Consider the following 17,260-nt stretch of genomic DNA (forward strand, 5'->3'; position numbering starts at 1 on the left):
TGAAGCAGGCGCTACGATTGGAGGGTGCACGATTTGCTGGATGTGAACAACTTTGAGTTCATGAAAATCGGCCTCGCATCGCCGGAAAAGATCCGCTCGTGGTCGCACGGCGAAGTGAAAAAACCGGAGACCATCAACTACCGGACGCTCCGTCCGGAAAAAGAGGGCCTGTTCTGTGAAAAGATCTTTGGCCCCACGCGCGACTGGGAGTGTCACTGCGGGAAATACAAGCGTATCCGCTACAAAGGTGTTGTGTGTGATCGCTGTGGTGTCGAGGTAACGCGTGCCAAGGTGCGGCGCGAGCGCATGGGTCACATTGAGTTGGCGGCACCGGTATCGCACATTTGGTACTTCAAAGGCATTCCAAGCAGGATGGGACTTGTCCTCGACATGTCTCCTCGCGCGCTTGAGGAAGTCATCTACTTCGCATCGTATGTCGTGACAGATCCGGGTGACACACCGCTTGAAAAAAAGCAGTTGCTCTCGGAAAAGGAATACCGTTCGTATCGCGAAAAGTACGGTTTCGCGTTCCAAGCGGGCATGGGAGCGGAAGCTATTCGCACGCTTTTGCAAGAGATCGATCTCGACCGCGAAGTGGAGCTTTTGCGCGAAGAATTGCGCACCGCTCAGGGCCAACGGCGCAATCGCGCCATCAAGCGGCTTGAAGTGGTCGAAGCGTTTCGGCAGTCGGGCAACAAACCGAGCTGGATGATTCTCGAGGCGCTTCCGGTCATTCCGCCTGATTTACGACCAATGGTTCAACTGGACGGCGGCCGTTTCGCAACGTCCGATTTGAACGACCTGTATCGGCGCGTGATTAACCGTAACAATCGTTTGAAAAGACTGCTCGATCTCGGTGCCCCAGACATCATCGTGCAAAATGAGAAGCGCATGTTACAAGAGGCGGTCGATGCTCTCATTGACAACGGGCGCCGCGGCCGTCCGGTGACCGGTCCTGGCAACCGTCCGTTGAAGAGTCTTTCGCACATGTTGAAAGGCAAGCAAGGGCGTTTCCGGCAGAACTTGTTAGGCAAGCGCGTCGACTACTCGGGTCGTTCGGTTATCGTCGTGGGTCCCGAGTTGCGCATGTATCAGTGTGGTTTGCCGAAGGAAATGGCTTTGGAACTGTTCAAGCCATTTGTCATGAAGGAGCTCGTTGCTCGCGGTCTGGCGCACAACATTAAAAGTGCGAAGCGCAAGGTGGAGCGCGTCTCGGATGAGGTTTGGGATGTCGTCGAGGACGTGATCAAGCAGCACCCGGTCTTGTTGAACCGTGCTCCGACCTTGCACCGCCTTGGCATTCAGGCCTTCGAACCGACCTTGGTCGAAGGGCGTGCGATTAAGTTGCACCCGCTCGTATGTACGGCATACAACGCGGACTTTGACGGCGACCAAATGGCTGTTCACGTGCCGCTGTCCGCAGAGGCGCAGGCAGAAGCGCGTTTGCTGATGCTGGCAGCCCACAATATTCTGAATCCGAAGGACGGCAAGCCCGTCGTTACGCCGACGCAGGATATGGTCCTTGGCCCTTACTACCTAACCATTGAGCGCGAAGGCGCGCAGGGCGAGGGTACGGTTTATTCGTCGATATCCGAGATGGAGTACGCACTTCATCAGCGGTTGATCACGTTGCAAACGCGGATTGTGATTCCGGCTAAGGCGCTGCATAAGACAAGTTTTACAGACCGTCAGCAGAGTGCCTTGCTCATCACGACGCCAGGGAAATTGATTTTCAACAGTATTTTCCCGGCGGACTTCCCGTACTTGAACTCGGCTGCGAAGTCGAACTTGCTGGAAGGCCCGGCGGACGATACGTTCATCTATGACAAGGGCGTCAATCCGATGGACGCGATCGCACAACGCAAGGTACCTAAGGCGGTTATCAAGAAGGATCTCGGCAACATCCTGGCGGAGTGCTTCCGGCGCTACGGCACGACCATGACGGCGGAAATTCTGGATCGTGTGAAGCGTCTTGGCTTCAACTATTCCACGAAGGCCGGCATTACGATTGCCGTCAGTGACATCATCGTGCCCGAAGAGAAGCATCGCGTCGTCGCAGAGGCAGAAGCGAGGGAACACAAGCTCAAGCAACAATACCGACGCGGTCTGATCACTGAAGAAGAGCAGTACATTACGTTTAGCCAAATCTGGTCTGAGGCGAAGGAGAAAATCTCCTCGACCCTGATGGACAGCATGGATCAGTTTAATCCGATCTACATGATGGCGACATCAGGTGCCCGCGGCAGTAACTCGCAGATCACGCAGTTGGCGGGTATGCGCGGCTTGATGGCGAATCCATCCGGCGAAATCATTCAGTTGGCGATTAAGTCCAACTTCCGTGAAGGCCTGTCCGTGTTGGAATACTTCATTTCGACACACGGCGCACGGAAAGGCTTGGCAGACACGGCGTTGCGTACGGCTGACTCTGGCTATTTGACCCGCCGCTTGGTCGACGTCGCTCAGGATACCATTGTCCGCGAGCACGATTGCGGCACGGACAAGGGGCTGCGCGTTGCCGAAATTCGCGACGGCCGGGAGGTCATTGAAGACCTGCGCGATCGCCTCGAAGGACGCGTTTCTTTCCAAGACGTCTTCCACCCTGAGACAGGCGAGAAGATTGTCGGCAAGAATGAAATGATCGACGAGGAAGCAGCGGACAGGATTGTCGCGGCCGGGATTAAAGAAATGTATATTCGATCCGTCCTGACTTGCCGCACGCGCCACGGCGTCTGTATCCAATGCTACGGGCGCAACTTGGCGACGGGTAAGATGGTCGAAATCGGCGAAGCGGTGGGTATCATTGCTGCACAGTCGATTGGTGAACCGGGTACGCAGCTGACGATGCGTACGTTCCATACGGGCGGCGTCGCTGGTGACGATATTACACAAGGTCTGCCGCGCGTACAGGAGTTGTTTGAGGCTCGCAATCCGAAGGGGCAGGCGGTCATTGCCGAGTTTGACGGCACGATTACCGATATTCGCGAGGGCAAAGACAAGCGCGAGATCGAACTGACCGGTGAGAGTGAGACCAAGACTTATCAGATCCCGTATGGCTCGCGCATTCGCGTGTCGGTTGGCCAAGTGCTGGAGGCGGGTGAGGAACTGACCGAAGGATCGGTTGACCCGAAGGAGATGTTGCGCGTCAAGGGTCTGCAAGGGGTTCAGAATTACCTGTTGCGCGAGGTGCAGCGCGTCTATCGCCTGCAAGGTGTCGATATTAACGACAAGCACATCGAAGTGATGATTCGCCAGATGTTGCGCAAAGTTCGCATCCTCGACGCAGGGGACACCGAGCTGTTGCCTGGAACGTATGTGGATCTGTTCGATTATGAAGCTGCCAACCGTGAAGCTTTGTTGTCCGATCGCGAGCCTGCCGTCGCACGCCCGGCATTGCTTGGCATCACCAAGGCTTCGTTGGAAACTGACTCGTTCTTGTCGGCTGCTTCCTTCCAGGAGACGACACGCGTCTTGACCGAAGCGGCAATCAAGGGCAAGGTCGACAGGCTGTTGGGTCTGAAGGAGAACGTGATCATTGGCAAGCTCATTCCTGCCGGCACAGGTATGGCTCGCTATCGGCAGGTGGCGCCCATTTCTGCGGCAGAGGCGGCGGTGGATACGGTAGCCAGTGTAAATGAAGAGGAACATCAAGCTCTCGAGACGGTGGAATAAGAGTTCTGGGAAATTTGGGCTGTCACCGGTGATTTGGTTGACAGCCCGGAAATCTCGGTGATAGAATTCCGTAGTGTGCGTCAGCACGATGTTTTCCACCAAGGAGGATCGTGCGGTGTCCATTGACGACATACGCCAAGCGAAAAGGAAGACCATAGGCACGAACCAAACGCTGAAAGCTCTCAAGCAGCCTTCAGGACGAGTTCTCTGTGTGTTTATTGCAAAGGATGCAGAGCCTCGTGTGACGGAGCCTGTCGTTCAATTGGCGTCCAAACTCGGAGTTTCTATCGAGTGGGTCGACACGATGCGGCAGTTGGGCAAAGCTTGTGGTATTGAGGTTGGGGCAGCCACGGCGAGTATTCTAGCTGAGTGACGCTGTCTAGTTTGGTGTGACGTCTGTGGATTTTTGTTTGCGTATCGATGAATCACCAGGCTCTGTGAGCTTGCAACGGACACGGGATGGAACGTTAAACAGTGAGAGGAGGTGCAGATATGCCGACAATCAACCAATTGGTGCGCAAGGGTCGCAAGGACATTGAGAAAAAGTCGACGGCGCCTGCGTTGCAAAAGGGCTATAACAGCCATGAAAAGACGCTGACCGACCTGCCGTCTCCGCAAAAGCGCGGTGTGTGCACGCGTGTTGGTACGATGACCCCGAAGAAGCCGAACTCGGCACTGCGCAAATATGCGCGTGTTCGCCTGACGAACACCATCGAAGTAACGGCTTATATCCCGGGCATCGGGCACAACCTGCAAGAGCACTCCGTCGTGTTGGTTCGCGGTGGACGTGTGAAGGACTTGCCGGGTGTGCGTTATCACATTGTTCGCGGTGCCCTTGATACAGCGGGCGTAAAAGACCGCATGCAAGGTCGCTCTAAGTACGGCGCGAAGCGCCCGAAGGCGAAGTCGTGATCGAGCGATAACGTATGGGATTCGGATGTGCGGAAGGAGGGTATTCAGTGCCGAGAAAAGGCCCGGTTCCGAAGCGCGATGTGCTTCCGGACCCGATTTACGGAAATAAGTTGGTCACGCGTTTGATCAACAAGGTAATGCTGGACGGTAAAAAGGGTGTTTCACAGCGTATCGTCTACGGTGCGTTCGATTTGATCCGCGAGCGGTCTGGGAAAGATCCTATGGAAGTATTCGAGACCGCGATGCGGAATGTGATGCCCGTATTGGAAGTCAAGGCTCGTCGCGTCGGTGGTTCGAACTATCAGGTTCCTGTTGAAGTTCGCAACGACCGCCGGATTACGCTTGGCCTCCGCTGGTTGGTCAACTACTCGCGTATGCGCAGCGAGAAGACCATGGAGGAGAAGCTTGCAAACGAGCTCCTTGATGCAGCTAATAATACCGGCGGCGCGGTGCGTAAGCGCGAAGATACGCACCGTATGGCGGAAGCGAACAAAGCGTTCGCGCATTACCGCTGGTAATGACTATCCTTTAATAGGAAGGAGGCGGCGCGATGGCACGCGAATTCCCGCTCGAAAAAACGAGGAACATCGGTATTATCGCACATATCGATGCCGGTAAAACCACGACAACCGAGCGCATTCTGTTCTATACTGGCCGTGTCCACAAAATTGGCGAAGTTCACGACGGTGCGGCTACGATGGACTGGATGGTGCAGGAGCAGGAACGCGGTATCACCATCACGTCCGCCGCTACCACCGCTCAGTGGAAAGGGCATCGCATTAATATCATCGACACACCCGGCCACGTGGACTTCACGGTTGAAGTGGAGCGGTCTTTGCGTGTGCTTGATGGTGCCTGTGCGGTGTTCGACGCCAAGGGTGGCGTCGAGCCCCAATCCGAGACGGTGTGGCGGCAGGCGGACAAGTATCACGTCCCGCGTATTGCCTATGTCAACAAGATGGACATCATTGGTGCCGACTTCCTCGCTTGCGTCGATCAAATGAAGGAGCGTCTTGGCGCGAAAGCGGTGCCTATCCAGTTGCCAATTGGTGCTGAGGACGAGTTCCAAGGCATGATTGACCTGGTTGAAATGAAGGCCATCATCTACACGGACGACCTTGGCACGCAGGCGCAAAACACCGAGATTCCGGAGGAATTGAAGGATCTTGCGGAAGAAAAGCGGGCAGAGTTGATTGAGGCGGTTGCTGAAGTCAACGAAGAGTTGATGATGAAGTACCTCGAAGGCGAAGAGCTCACGGTCGAGGAGATCAAGGCCGGCTTGCGCGAGGGTACATGTAAGGTTCAACTCTTCCCTGTTCTGTGCGGTTCTTCCTACCGGAACAAAGGTGTTCAGCTCATGTTGGACGCGGTCGTGGATTATCTCCCGGCTCCGACCGACGTGCCAGCCATCAAAGGTGTGACACCGGATGGCGAGGAGATTGAACGTCACTCTTCTGACGAGGAGCCGTTCTCGGCTCTGGCGTTCAAGATCATGACGGACCCGTTCGTCGGTAAACTCGCGTTCTTCCGCGTGTACTCCGGTATTTTGGAGAGCGGATCGTACGTTTTGAACTCGACGAAGGGCAAGCGCGAGCGAATTGGCCGTATCTTGCAGATGCACGCAAACCACCGCGAAGAAATCTCGCGCGTGTATGCAGGTGACATTGCAGCCGCCGTCGGTCTCAAGGACACGACGACCGGCGATACCTTGTGCGACGAAAAGAATGTTGTGCTCCTCGAGTCGATGGAGTTCCCGGAACCGGTTATTTCGGTTTCGATCGAACCGAAGACGAAGGCTGACCAGGACAAGATGGGTATCGCGTTGTCGAAGTTGGCGGAAGAGGATCCGACGTTCAAGACGTACACCGATCCTGAAACTGGACAAACCATTATTCAGGGCATGGGTGAGTTGCACCTTGAGGTTATCGTTGATCGTATGCAGCGCGAGTTCAAGGTCGAGTGCAACGTGGGTATGCCACAGGTTGCTTACCGTGAGACCATTACCAAGCGCGTGGACCAGGAAGGCAAGTTTGTTCGTCAGTCTGGCGGACGCGGTCAATACGGTCACGTCAAGGTCATCTTCGAACCGCTGGAACGTGGACAGGGCTTTGTCTTCGAAAACAAGATTGTCGGTGGTGTGATTCCGAAGGAATACATTCCGGCGGTCGAAGAGGGTATCCACGAGGCTATGCGCAACGGCGTGCTGGCTGGCTATCCGCTCGTCGATGTCAAGGCGACGCTGTACGATGGCTCGTATCACGATGTCGACTCGAGCGAAATGGCGTTCAAGATCGCTGGATCGATGGCTTTAAAGGCAGGTGCCGAAAAGGCTGCGCCGGTTCTGCTGGAGCCTATCATGCGCGTCGAGGTTACCGTCCCTGAGGAGTATATGGGTGACATCTTGGGTGACATCAACTCGCGCCGTGGTCGTGTCGAAGGTATGGATACGCGCAATAACGCAAGCATCGTACGCGGATTTGTTCCGCTGTCAGAGATGTTTGGTTATTCGACCTCGCTTCGCTCACGTACACAAGGCCGCGGTACCTACTCGATGGAACTCGCTGCCTACGAAGAAGTGCCGAAGAGTGTTGCTGAGGGCATCATTAAGAAGAGCAAAGGCGAATAAGGAGTGATCTCTGGTGGGAAAGGAAAAATTTGATCGCAGCAAACCGCACGTCAATATTGGTACCATCGGTCACGTCGACCACGGTAAGACGACCTTGACGGCGGCCATTACTTCCGTGCAGGCTTCCAAGGGAAAGGCGAAGGCCCAGAAGTATGACGAAATCGACAAGGCTCCGGAAGAGCGTGAGCGCGGTATCACCATCAACACGGCTCACGTTGAATACGAGACCGACAATCGTCACTATGCACACGTCGATTGCCCAGGACACGCGGACTATGTCAAGAACATGATCACCGGTGCTGCACAGATGGACGGCGCCATTCTGGTTGTGTCCGCTGCTGACGGCCCGATGCCACAAACGCGTGAGCACATCCTGCTCTCTCGTCAGGTCGGCGTACCGTACTTGGTTGTCTTCTTGAACAAGTGCGACATGGTCGACGACGAGGAGTTGCTCGAACTCGTCGAGATGGAAGTTCGTGAACTGCTCAGCGAGTACGAATTCCCTGGCGACGACATTCCGGTAATCCGCGGTTCGGCGCTCAAGGCTCTCGAAGGCGATCCGGAATACGTCAAGAAGATTGAAGAGCTCATGGACGCTGTCGACAGCTACATCCCGACGCCGGAGCGCGACACGACGAAGCCGTTCTTGATGCCGGTCGAAGACGTGTTCACGATCACGGGTCGCGGTACTGTTGCTACGGGCCGTGTTGAACGCGGTACGCTGAAGGTTGGCGACGAAGTTGAAATTGTCGGCCTGCGTGAGGAGCGCCGCAAGACGGTCGCGACGGGTATCGAGATGTTCCGTAAGCTCCTCGATCAAGCAGAAGCTGGTGACAACATCGGCGCTCTGTTGCGTGGCGTGGAGCGTAAGGACATCGAGCGCGGTCAGGTGGTCTGCAAGCCTGGCAGCATCAACCCGCACACCCAGTTCACCGCTGAGGTGTACGTCCTGACGAAGGAAGAAGGCGGCCGTCATACGCCGTTCTTCAATGGTTATCGTCCGCAGTTCTATTTCCGTACCACGGACGTTACCGGGGTTGTCCAACTGCCGGAAGGTACCGAAATGGTCATGCCTGGCGACAACGTTTCGATGACGGTCGAATTGATCGCTCCGATCGCGGTCGAAGAAGGAACCCGTTTCTCGATTCGCGAGGGTGGCCGCACGGTTGGCGCCGGCGTCGTCGCTTCCGTCATTAAGTAATTGGATTTCACGAAAGTGCATCGTTGAACAAGGCGGTCCGAAGAGACCGCCTTGTTTTATGGCTCAGTCAGCTATTTCGTGAAAAGCCTTGCCACGTAGAAGTTGGTCTAGTATAATATCGGACGTTGGTCTCAAATAGCGATGAGGCGGAAGGTTGCCTATGTGTCCATAAGCCATATGGGATACCGATGGGGGAATTTCCGCGGAGTATGTCCAACGAATTGGGCGAAAAGGAGGGAAAACATATGGCGAAGCAAAAGATTCGGATTCGATTGAAGGCGTATGATCACACGATTTTAGATCAATCAGCTGAACGCATTGTCGATACGGCGAAGCGTTCCGGGGCTAAGGTAGCTGGGCCGATTCCGCTTCCGACGGAGCGCGAGGTGTACACGATTTTGCGCGCACCGCACAAATATAAGGATTCGCGTGAACAATTCGAGATTCGTACACATAAACGCTTGATCGATATCCATCAACCGACGCCGCAGACGGTCGACTCGTTGATGCGTCTTGACCTGCCGTCTGGTGTCGACATCGAGATCAAGTTGTAATCGGGATACGGCACGCCAGGTGCCGTTGTATTGTATGTGTTTGAGGAGGTGCACACTTTGAAGGGGATTCTCGGGCGCAAGCTCGGCATGACGCAAGTCTTTACGGAAGACGGTCAAGTTGTGCCGATTACAGTCATTGAGGCTGGTCCGTGTGTCGTGTTGCAAAAGCGCGAACAAGCTGTCGATGGCTATGAAGCAATTCAGGTGGGCTTTGCCGACCAAAAGCCCAATCGTGCGACGAAAGCTGAAAAGGGACACGCTGAGAAGGCGGGTACTGCGCCGAAGCGTTTTGTGCGTGAGTTTCGCGGTGTGAACTTGGCTGAGTACGAGGTGGGTCAGCAGTTGAAGGCCGATGTCTTCGCTGTCGGTGATGTGGTTGATGTGATTGGCGTCTCAAAGGGCAAAGGCTATGCCGGTCCGATTAAGCGTCACAATCAGCATCGCGGTCCTATGGCACACGGTTCGAAGTATCACCGCGGAGTTGGTTCGTTGGGTTCGATTGCCGCTAACCGTACGTTCAAGGGTCAGACCATGGCTGGTCGGATGGGCGGCGAGCGCGTGACGGTGCAAAACTTGGAGGTCGTCCGCGTCGACGTGGAAAAGAACGTTTTGTTGATCAAAGGCTCGGTTCCTGGACCGAAAAATTCGTTTGTAACCGTTCGTTCCGCCGTCAAGGCGCAACAAAAGTGATGATTTGTGTTCGAAGGGAGGCAGAGTCATGCCGACAGTGGCAGTTTTGAATACGGCCGGTCAACAGGTTTCCGAGTTGCAATTGAGCGACAAGATTTTTGGGGCGCCTGTCCGGCTCGATTTGATGCACCAAGTTGTGTTGCAGTATCTGGCTGCACGCCGTGCTGGTACGCACAAGGTTAAGAATCGTGCGGCAGTGTCAGGTGGCGGTCGGAAACCGTGGCGGCAAAAAGGGACGGGTCGTGCACGCCAGGGTAGCATTCGCGCTCCGCAATGGAAGGGTGGCGGCGTGGTATTCGGGCCTACACCTCGCTCCTATGCGTTCTCTGTACCGAAGAAGGTTCGCCGTCTTGCGCTGTACAGCGCGCTATCGTCAAAGGTGGCCGAAGGTAAGATCATCGTTCTTGACGAGTTGCAGTTGAATCAGCCGAAGACGAAGGAAATGGTCTCTGTGCTGAAAAACTTGAACGTTGGCAAGGCGCTGATTGTCGATGGCGAGAAGAAGGAACCGATCTACCTGTCTTCACGCAATATCCCTGGTGTGAAGTATATGGAGGCGGCTGGTATCAATGTGTATGAGCTGCTTCGTCACGATCACCTCGTCTTGACAAAGGATGCAGTTGCGAAGGTAGAGGAGGTGTTCGCCTGATGGATCCGCGGGATTTGATTAAACGTCCGGTGATCACCGAACGCTCCACCGAGCTCATGGAAGAGAACAAGTACGTGTTTGAGGTCGATCGCCGTGCGAACAAGGTTGAAATTCGCAAAGCGATTGAAAAGTTGTTTGACGTCAAGGTGGTTTCGGTCAATACGCTGAACCAAACTGGCAAAGTGAAGCGCGTTGGCAAGTATGTCGGCCGCACACAGGATCGCAAGAAGGCTATCGTCAAACTTGCACCGGATTCGAAGCCGATCAATTTCTTTGGTGAGTCGTGATCGGACAGCCTCGAACGCTATAAACGAAGGAGGTCGTCGATATGGCGATTAAGAAGTATCGTCCGACTTCTCCTGGACGCCGCTTTATGTCGGTCTCGACGTTCGAAGAGATCACGACCGACAAGCCGGAGAAGTCGTTGCTGGTTCCGCTGAAAAAACGTGCGGGGCGCAACAATCAGGGTAAAATCACCGTTCGTCACCAAGGCGGCGGCCACAAGCGCCAGTACCGCCTGATTGACTTCAAGCGCAACAAGGATGGCGTGCCGGCAAAGGTAGCAACGATTGAATACGATCCAAACCGTTCGGCTCGCATTGCTCTGCTTCATTATCGTGACGGCGAGAAGCGGTATATTATTGCACCGCACGGATTGAAGGTTGGCGACGTGATTGTCAGCGGTGAAAACGCAGATATTCGGGTTGGTAACGCGTTGCCGCTGTCGTCGATTCCGGTCGGAACAGTTATTCACAATATCGAGTTGAAGCCTGGCAAGGGCGGGCAGTTAGCTCGCGCTGCGGGTGCATCTGCACAGCTGATGGCGAAGGAAGGCGATTATGCACAGGTTCGTCTTGCTTCCGGTGAAGTTCGCAGGGTTCGTGTGGAGTGCCGGGCAACCGTCGGTCAGGTGGGTAATCTCGATCACGAGAACATCAATATCGGCAAGGCTGGCCGTAGTCGCTGGTTGAACCGTCGTCCGACCGTTCGTGGTTCTGTCATGAACCCGGTTGACCACCCGCACGGCGGTGGCGAGGGTCGCGCTCCGATTGGTCGCAAGTCGCCGATGTCCCCGTGGGGCAAACCGACTCTTGGCAAGAAGACGCGTAAGAAGAATCATCCGACCGATAAGTATATCGTTCGTCGTCGTACGAAGTAATCAGTGTAGAACTTGGGTTGTGTGAAGAAGGGAGGCGACTGACGTTGGGTCGTTCATTGAAGAAAGGGCCGTTCTGCGATGACCACCTCATGAAAAAGGTGGAGGCGTTGAATGAGTCGGGCGAGAAGAAGGTTATTAAGACCTGGTCGCGGCGTTCTACCATTTTCCCTCAATTCGTCGGACATACGTTCGCGGTACACGATGGGAGAAAGCACGTTCCGGTGTACGTCACTGAGGATATGGTCGGTCACAAGTTGGGCGAATTCGTCCCGACACGGACGTTTAAAGGCCATGCTGGTGATGAGAAATCGTCCCGCTCGCGCTAAACGGTTTTGGAATACCTGATATAGGCGTCGTCGCAGTTGGGTGCTCGTCGGCGCCAGTCTCGTGGAGGAGGTAGCAGGATGGAGGCAACGCAAACGCGTGCTGTTGCGAAGTACATTCGCATCGCTCCGCGCAAGATGCGCCTAGTGGTGGATTTGGTTCGCGGCAAAGGTGTTCAAGAAGCGCTCGCGATTTTAAAATTCACCCCTCGTGCCGGTTCGCCGGTCGTTGAAAAGGTGCTGCGCTCTGCGATTGCGAACGCGGAGAACAATCACAATATGAACGTCGACCGATTGTACGTAAAAGAGATTTACGTAGATGAAGGTCCGACGTTGAAACGGTTCCGGCCCCGTGCACAGGGTCGAGCATTCAGCATTTTTAAGCGCACGAGTCACGTGACGGTCGTCGTCGCGGAAAAGTAAGGGAGGGATTTGCTGCATGGGTCAAAAGGTTAACCCCGTTGGTCTCCGAATTGGCATCATCCGCGATTGGGAGGCAAAGTGGTTCGCGAACAAGAAAGACTACCAGGACCTGTTGGTTGAGGACTTAAAGATTCGGAACTATGTTTCACGCCGCCTCAAGGATGCTGCGGTTGCATCGATTGATATCGAGCGTGCTGCCAATCGCATCAATGTGACGGTTCATACGGCGAAGCCGGGTATGGTTATCGGTAAGGGCGGCGCAGAAGTCGATGCACTGCGTAACCAGTTGAATGCTTTGACTGGCAAACGCGTCCATATTTCCATCTCGGAGATTAAGTCGCCCGATCTGTCGGCGAAATTGGTTGCCGAAGGCATCGCACAGCAATTGGAACGTCGCGTTTCGTTCCGTCGCGCGATGAAGCAGGCAATCCAGCGCTCGATGCGTTCAGGCGCGAAAGGTGTGCGTGTGCAGGTTTCGGGTCGTTTGGGTGGCGCTGAAATCGCCCGTACAGAGGGCTATTCGGAAGGCACGGTGCCGCTCCACACGTTGCGTGCGGATATCGATTATGCCTTGGCTGAGGCGCATACCACGTACGGCCGAATCGGCGTTAAGGTCTGGATCTACCGCGGTGAAGTACTTCCGCAGCGGAAGAATCATTCTGCGGAAACCGCAGAGGACGCTGTTCAAGGAGGTCGGTAAACCATGTTGATGCCAAAGCGCGTAAAGCATAGAAAAGAGTTTCGCGGCCGCATGAAGGGTCATTCCAAGGGCGGCAATGAAGTGACGTTCGGCCAGTACGGCCTGGTCGCGCTCGAGCCTGCGTGGATCACAAACCGTCAGATCGAAGCGGCTCGTATTGCGATGACCCGGTATATGCGCCGTGGTGGTAAGGTGTGGATCAAAATCTTCCCGAGCAAGCCTGTTACGCAAAAGCCTGCGGAAACTCGTATGGGTAGCGGTAAGGGCTCTCCGGAGAAGTGGGTTGCCGTGGTGAAACCCGGTCGCGTGATGTTCGAAGTAGCTGGTGTCAGCGAAGAGATCGCGCGTGAGGCGATGCGGCTTGCGGCAATGAAGCTCCCGATCAAGTCGAAGTTTGTGACTCGTGAAGAAGTGGGTGGTGACGCAAATGAAGGCAACTGAGTTGCGGGAACTGAGCAGCGAAGAACTCGCGTCCCGCATTGAGGGGCTAAAGGACGAGCTGTTCAACCTCCGCTTCCAACTGGCAACGGGGCAACTGGAAAACCCGATGCGTATTCGCCAGGTGCGTAAGGACATCGCGCGTGCAAAGACGATTTTGCGTCAGCGTGAACTTGGCATTGGTTAATCCGGAAAGGAGGTAGTTTCATGGAACGCAATGAGCGCAAGGAGCGCGTCGGCAAGGTCGTCAGTGACAAGATGGATAAGACGATTGTGGTTGCTGTTGAGGAGAACGTAAAGCACCGCTTGTACAACAAGACGGTTCGCCGGACGAAGAAGTTTAAGGCTCACGACGAAAACAACGAAGCGAAGATCGGTGACGTTGTGCGTATCATGGAGACTCGTCCGCTCAGCAAGGATAAGCGCTGGCGCCTGGTCGAGATCGTTGAAAAGGCTGTTATCATCTGAGTTGCGTTAGTCGGAAAGGAGGAAACCCAGGATGATTCAACCGCAAACGCGTTTGACCGTAGCAGACAATTCTGGTGCGAAGGAAATTATGTGCTTCCGCGTGCTTGGTGGCTCGAATCGGAAGACGGCGAACATCGGTGATATCATCGTTGCGTCTGTTAAGAGTGCAACACCCGGCGGCGTTGTCAAGAAGGGTGACGTCGTTAAGGCTGTTATCGTTCGGAGCAAACGGGGTCTTCGCCGCAATGACGGGTCGCACATTCGCTTTGACGAGAATGCGGCCGTTATCATTCGCGAAGACAAGAGTCCGCGTGGTACGCGTATCTTTGGACCTGTTGCGCGCGAATTGCGCGATCGCGATTTTATGAAGATTATCTCCTTGGCGCCTGAAGTGCTCTGAGGATGTGGGATTTGAACGCGGGAGGTGTCAACATGTCGAAGTTGCGAGTGAAGACCGGAGACAAGGTTGTCGTCATCGCTGGTAAGGATAAGGCGAAGAGCGGCCGCATTTTGAAGGTGTTTCCGAGTGAAGGCCGTGTGATCGTCGAGGGTGTAAACATCGTGAAGCGGCACTCGAAGCCAAGCCCGGCACATCCAGAGGGCGGCATTATCGAGAAGGAAGCGCCGATTCACGTTTCGAACGTCGCGCTTGCGGACCCGAAGACGGGTCAGCCTACGCGTATCGGATATAAGTTCCTGGAAGATGGACGCAAAGTGCGTTACTCGAAAAAGTCTGGCGAAGTTCTCGACTGAGTAGCCAGGTGAAGGGAGGTTTTGTCGTTGACTCGATTGCAAGACATGTACCGAGCGCAGGTAGTGCCCGCGCTAATGAAGGAATTTCAGTATGAAAACGCGATGCAAGTTCCGCGCGTCGAGAAGGTTGTCATCAACATGGGTCTCGGCGAAGCGACGCAGAACCCAAAGGTAATCGACGCAGCGATTGAGGATCTGCAGGCAATCGCCGGGCAACGGCCCGTGGTTACCCGTGCGAAGAAGTCTATTGCTGGCTTTCGCCTTCGTCAGGGTATGCCGATTGGCGTAAAAGTGACGTTGCGCGGAGAGCGGATGTACCATTTCCTCGACAAGCTGATGAACGTTGCGCTTCCCCGCGTTCGTGACTTTCGTGGGGTTTCGCCGAAAGCTTTTGACGGCCGTGGCAACTACACGTTGGGCTTGCGGGAACAGCTGATTTTCCCTGAGATTGATTACGACAAGATTGACAAGGTTCGCGGAATGGAAGTTGTCGTCGTCACGACGGCAAATACAGATGAAGAAGCTCGTGCGCTGCTCACCGAAATGGGCATGCCATTCCGGAAGTAAAAGTCTTTGACGAGGAGGTCGAGACCGTGGCAAAGAAGTCGATGATTATCAAGGCGCAGCGGAAACCGAAGTTCAGCACGCGTGCCTATACTCGTTGCCGCGTGTGCGGACGTCCGCACTCGGTGTATCGCAAGTTCGGAATTTGCCGCATTTGCTTCCGCGAGTTGGCCTATAAAGGGCAGCTTCCGGGCGTCAAGAAGGCAAGCTGGTAATTTGTTCGGAAGGAGGTTTTGTACAGATGATGACATCCGATCCGATTGCGGATATGCTCACTCGCATCCGTAACGCGAATCAGGTACGGCATGAAAAGGTGGAAATCCCTGCGTCGAACATGAAGCGCGCGATCGCTGAGATTTTGAAGAATGAGGGTTACGTCCGCGACGCGGAGTTCGTGCAGGACGGCCCGCAGGGTACCATCCGCCTGTTCTTGAAGTATGGCAAAGGTCAGGAGCGCGTGATCACGGGGCTCAAGCGGATCAGCAAGCCAGGGTTGCGCGTGTATGTTGGCCACGACAACATTCCGCGCGTACTGGGTGGTCTAGGCGTCGCGATTCTTTCGACTTCAAAGGGCATCATGACCGATCGCGAAGCTCGCAAGCAGGGCGTCGGCGGCGAAGTTCTTTGCTACGTTTGGTAAGTTCTCTTCGATTGGAGGTGTACTAAATGTCCCGTACAGGGCGTAAGCCGATCCCGGTTCCGGCTGGGGTCGAGGTGACTGTAAACGGCACGCACTTGGTCGTGAAGGGTCCGAAAGGGCAGCTTGAGCGCCAATTGCATCCTGATATGAAGTTGGTCGTCAACGATGGCGTCATCGTTGTGGAACGTCCATCTGATGAGAAGAAGCACAAGGCCTTGCATGGTACGACGCGCAGTGTCGTGGCGAACATGGTAGAAGGCGTCACGAACGGGTTTGCCAAGAATCTGGAGTTGGTCGGCGTCGGTTATCGTGCCAACAAGGCGGGTAACAAGGTGACATTGTCTCTTGGTTTCTCGCATCCGGTAGAGTTGCCTGATGTGCCTGGCATTGAGGTTGAGGTTCCTGCGCAAACCAAGTTGGTTGTCCGCGGCATCGACAAAGAATTGGTGGGTTCGTACGCCGCTAAGGTGCGCGAGTTGCGTCCGCCCGAGCCGTATAAGGGCAAAGGGATTCGTTACGAGGGCGAGAACGTGCGCCGTAAGGTCGGTAAGACTGGTAAGAAGTAAGAATCGTGATCGAGCGGGCAAAGGAGTGAATCTTGGTGATTACGAAGGTGAATCGCAACGAAGCGCGCAAGCGGCGCCATGTTCGTGTGCGTGCGCGCGTTTCCGGCACGCCGGAGCGTCCGCGGTTGAATGTCTATCGTTCGAACAAGCACATTTATGTGCAGTTGATCGACGATACGACTGGCCGCACGTTGACGAGCGCTTCGACGGCGGAAAAGGGCTACGAAGGCAACGGCGGCAACGTGGAAGCGGCTCGCAAGGTTGGACAGTTGATTGCGGAACGTTCGCTTGCGAAGGGATACAAGGCAGTTGTGTTCGATCGCGGCGGTTATCTCTATCACGGGCGCATTCAGGCGTTGGCTGATGCGGCGCGTGAGGCAGGTCTCGAGTTCTAATTTAGAGAGGAAGGTGTTCACGTGCGCATAGATCCGAATCAGCTCGAACTCACCGAGCGCGTGGTTCATGTGAATCGCGTTGCGAAGGTCGTCAAGGGTGGTCGTCGTTTCTCGTTCTCCGCGTTGGTCGTCGTCGGTGACGGCAATGGCTACGTCGGTGCCGGACTGGGTAAGGCGCAGGAAGTTCCTGATGCCATCCGCAAGGCAATCGACGACGCAAAGAAGCATTTGATTCACGTCCCTATGAAGCGCACCACAATTCCACATGAGGCTTTGGGGCGTTTTGGTGCAGGCCAGGTACTCATCAAGCCAGCTCCGACTGGGAGCGGTGTAATTGCCGGCGGCCCTGCGCGCGCGGTATTGGAATTGGCAGGGATTAAGGACATCGTGACAAAGTCGCTTGGGTCGAACAACCCCATCAACATGGTGCATGCGACGCTCGATGCGTTGAAGCAGTTGAAGCGTGCTGACGAAGTGGCACGTTTGCGCGGTAAGTCGTTGGAAGAGATTCTGGGATAAGGAGGCGTACA

Annotated in this window: 25 protein-coding genes; all 25 read left to right on the top strand. The window is 55.1% G+C overall.

The genetic code is table 11. The features are described from left to right. The first annotated feature begins 33 nt into the window (after positions 1-33). The 25 genes from rpoC to rpsE all read left to right on the top strand — a co-directional run bounded on the left by rpoC (position 34) and on the right by rpsE (position 17,249). Positions 34-3,669 carry a DNA-directed RNA polymerase subunit beta' gene (rpoC, locus tag C7445_RS11840; RefSeq protein ID WP_134160586.1) on the top strand — a complete coding sequence of 1,212 codons (3,636 nt, stop codon included), beginning with the start codon at positions 34-36 and terminating at the stop codon, positions 3,667-3,669. Between the two features lie 115 nt (positions 3,670-3,784). Further along, positions 3,785-4,042, top strand: coding sequence for a ribosomal L7Ae/L30e/S12e/Gadd45 family protein (locus tag C7445_RS11845; protein WP_134160587.1), 258 nt, complete (start codon positions 3,785-3,787; stop codon positions 4,040-4,042). A 119-nt stretch (positions 4,043-4,161) separates the two neighbouring features. Continuing rightward, a complete protein-coding gene (gene rpsL / locus C7445_RS11850) occupies positions 4,162-4,581 on the top strand; it encodes a 30S ribosomal protein S12 (RefSeq protein ID WP_134160589.1) in 420 nt (139 codons plus the stop codon). 47 nt (positions 4,582-4,628) lie between these two features. After that, a complete protein-coding gene (rpsG, locus tag C7445_RS11855; RefSeq protein WP_134160591.1) occupies positions 4,629-5,099 on the top strand; it encodes a 30S ribosomal protein S7 in 471 nt (156 codons plus the stop codon). 32 nt (positions 5,100-5,131) lie between these two features. Then, positions 5,132-7,207, top strand: coding sequence for an elongation factor G (fusA, locus tag C7445_RS11860; protein ID WP_134160593.1), 2,076 nt, complete (start codon positions 5,132-5,134; stop codon positions 7,205-7,207). 13 nt (positions 7,208-7,220) lie between these two features. Next, positions 7,221-8,408 (top strand): elongation factor Tu, encoded by a 1,188-nt coding sequence (tuf, locus tag C7445_RS11865; protein WP_134160595.1) that lies wholly within the window; start codon positions 7,221-7,223, stop codon positions 8,406-8,408. 245 nt (positions 8,409-8,653) lie between these two features. Further along, a complete protein-coding gene (gene rpsJ / locus C7445_RS11870; protein WP_134160597.1) occupies positions 8,654-8,962 on the top strand; it encodes a 30S ribosomal protein S10 in 309 nt (102 codons plus the stop codon). A gap of 57 nt (positions 8,963-9,019) precedes the next feature. Continuing rightward, complete coding sequence (rplC, locus tag C7445_RS11875) at positions 9,020-9,652, top strand: 50S ribosomal protein L3 (protein ID WP_134160599.1); 633 nt, start codon at positions 9,020-9,022, stop codon at positions 9,650-9,652. A 28-nt stretch (positions 9,653-9,680) separates the two neighbouring features. Beyond that, positions 9,681-10,301, top strand: a complete 621-nt coding sequence (gene rplD / locus C7445_RS11880) for a 50S ribosomal protein L4 (RefSeq protein WP_134160601.1) — start codon at positions 9,681-9,683, stop codon at positions 10,299-10,301. Then, positions 10,301-10,588 (top strand): 50S ribosomal protein L23, encoded by a 288-nt coding sequence (gene rplW, locus C7445_RS11885; protein WP_040288527.1) that lies wholly within the window; start codon positions 10,301-10,303, stop codon positions 10,586-10,588. Before rplD ends, rplW begins: the two co-directional genes overlap by 1 nt. Before the next feature lie 41 nt (positions 10,589-10,629). After that, positions 10,630-11,460, top strand: coding sequence for a 50S ribosomal protein L2 (gene rplB / locus C7445_RS11890; protein WP_134160603.1), 831 nt, complete (start codon positions 10,630-10,632; stop codon positions 11,458-11,460). A gap of 44 nt (positions 11,461-11,504) precedes the next feature. Next, complete coding sequence (gene rpsS / locus C7445_RS11895; RefSeq protein WP_040288528.1) at positions 11,505-11,786, top strand: 30S ribosomal protein S19; 282 nt, start codon at positions 11,505-11,507, stop codon at positions 11,784-11,786. Between the two features lie 78 nt (positions 11,787-11,864). After that, positions 11,865-12,206, top strand: a complete 342-nt coding sequence (gene rplV / locus C7445_RS11900; RefSeq protein WP_134160605.1) for a 50S ribosomal protein L22 — start codon at positions 11,865-11,867, stop codon at positions 12,204-12,206. 16 nt (positions 12,207-12,222) lie between these two features. After that, positions 12,223-12,906: a 30S ribosomal protein S3 gene (gene rpsC, locus C7445_RS11905; protein WP_134160607.1), complete on the top strand. Its 684-nt coding sequence runs from the start codon at positions 12,223-12,225 to the stop codon at positions 12,904-12,906. Positions 12,907-12,909: 3 nt separating this feature from the next. Further along, the gene (gene rplP / locus C7445_RS11910; RefSeq protein ID WP_040288530.1) at positions 12,910-13,347 is read left to right on the top strand and encodes a 50S ribosomal protein L16; all 438 of its coding nucleotides are present in this window, start codon (positions 12,910-12,912) and stop codon (positions 13,345-13,347) included. Beyond that, positions 13,334-13,531, top strand: a complete 198-nt coding sequence (rpmC, locus tag C7445_RS11915) for a 50S ribosomal protein L29 (RefSeq protein ID WP_040288531.1) — start codon at positions 13,334-13,336, stop codon at positions 13,529-13,531. The genes rplP and rpmC overlap by 14 nt, the downstream gene beginning before the upstream one ends. 20 nt (positions 13,532-13,551) lie before the next feature. Beyond that, positions 13,552-13,812, top strand: a complete 261-nt coding sequence (gene rpsQ, locus C7445_RS11920) for a 30S ribosomal protein S17 (RefSeq protein WP_040288533.1) — start codon at positions 13,552-13,554, stop codon at positions 13,810-13,812. A gap of 31 nt (positions 13,813-13,843) precedes the next feature. Next, positions 13,844-14,212 carry a 50S ribosomal protein L14 gene (gene rplN / locus C7445_RS11925; protein WP_006445785.1) on the top strand — a complete coding sequence of 123 codons (369 nt, stop codon included), beginning with the start codon at positions 13,844-13,846 and terminating at the stop codon, positions 14,210-14,212. Positions 14,213-14,253: 41 nt separating this feature from the next. Next, positions 14,254-14,565, top strand: a complete 312-nt coding sequence (gene rplX / locus C7445_RS11930) for a 50S ribosomal protein L24 (protein ID WP_134160657.1) — start codon at positions 14,254-14,256, stop codon at positions 14,563-14,565. A 27-nt stretch (positions 14,566-14,592) separates the two neighbouring features. Beyond that, entirely contained in the window at positions 14,593-15,132 is a 540-nt protein-coding gene (rplE, locus tag C7445_RS11935) for a 50S ribosomal protein L5 (protein ID WP_134160609.1), read from the top strand. Positions 15,133-15,158: 26 nt separating this feature from the next. Beyond that, positions 15,159-15,344: a type Z 30S ribosomal protein S14 gene (locus C7445_RS11940; protein WP_040288537.1), complete on the top strand. Its 186-nt coding sequence runs from the start codon at positions 15,159-15,161 to the stop codon at positions 15,342-15,344. A 26-nt stretch (positions 15,345-15,370) separates the two neighbouring features. Continuing rightward, positions 15,371-15,769: a 30S ribosomal protein S8 gene (rpsH, locus tag C7445_RS11945; RefSeq protein ID WP_134160611.1), complete on the top strand. Its 399-nt coding sequence runs from the start codon at positions 15,371-15,373 to the stop codon at positions 15,767-15,769. 26 nt (positions 15,770-15,795) lie between these two features. Continuing rightward, positions 15,796-16,335: a 50S ribosomal protein L6 gene (gene rplF, locus C7445_RS11950; RefSeq protein WP_134160613.1), complete on the top strand. Its 540-nt coding sequence runs from the start codon at positions 15,796-15,798 to the stop codon at positions 16,333-16,335. A gap of 35 nt (positions 16,336-16,370) precedes the next feature. Continuing rightward, complete coding sequence (rplR, locus tag C7445_RS11955; protein WP_040288540.1) at positions 16,371-16,730, top strand: 50S ribosomal protein L18; 360 nt, start codon at positions 16,371-16,373, stop codon at positions 16,728-16,730. Between the two features lie 21 nt (positions 16,731-16,751). Continuing rightward, a complete protein-coding gene (gene rpsE, locus C7445_RS11960) occupies positions 16,752-17,249 on the top strand; it encodes a 30S ribosomal protein S5 (RefSeq protein WP_006445791.1) in 498 nt (165 codons plus the stop codon). Positions 17,250-17,260 lie beyond the last annotated feature (11 nt).

This window comes from Alicyclobacillus sacchari (genome assembly GCF_004366795.1).
GTDB lineage: Bacteria > Bacillota > Bacilli > Alicyclobacillales > Alicyclobacillaceae > Alicyclobacillus > Alicyclobacillus sacchari.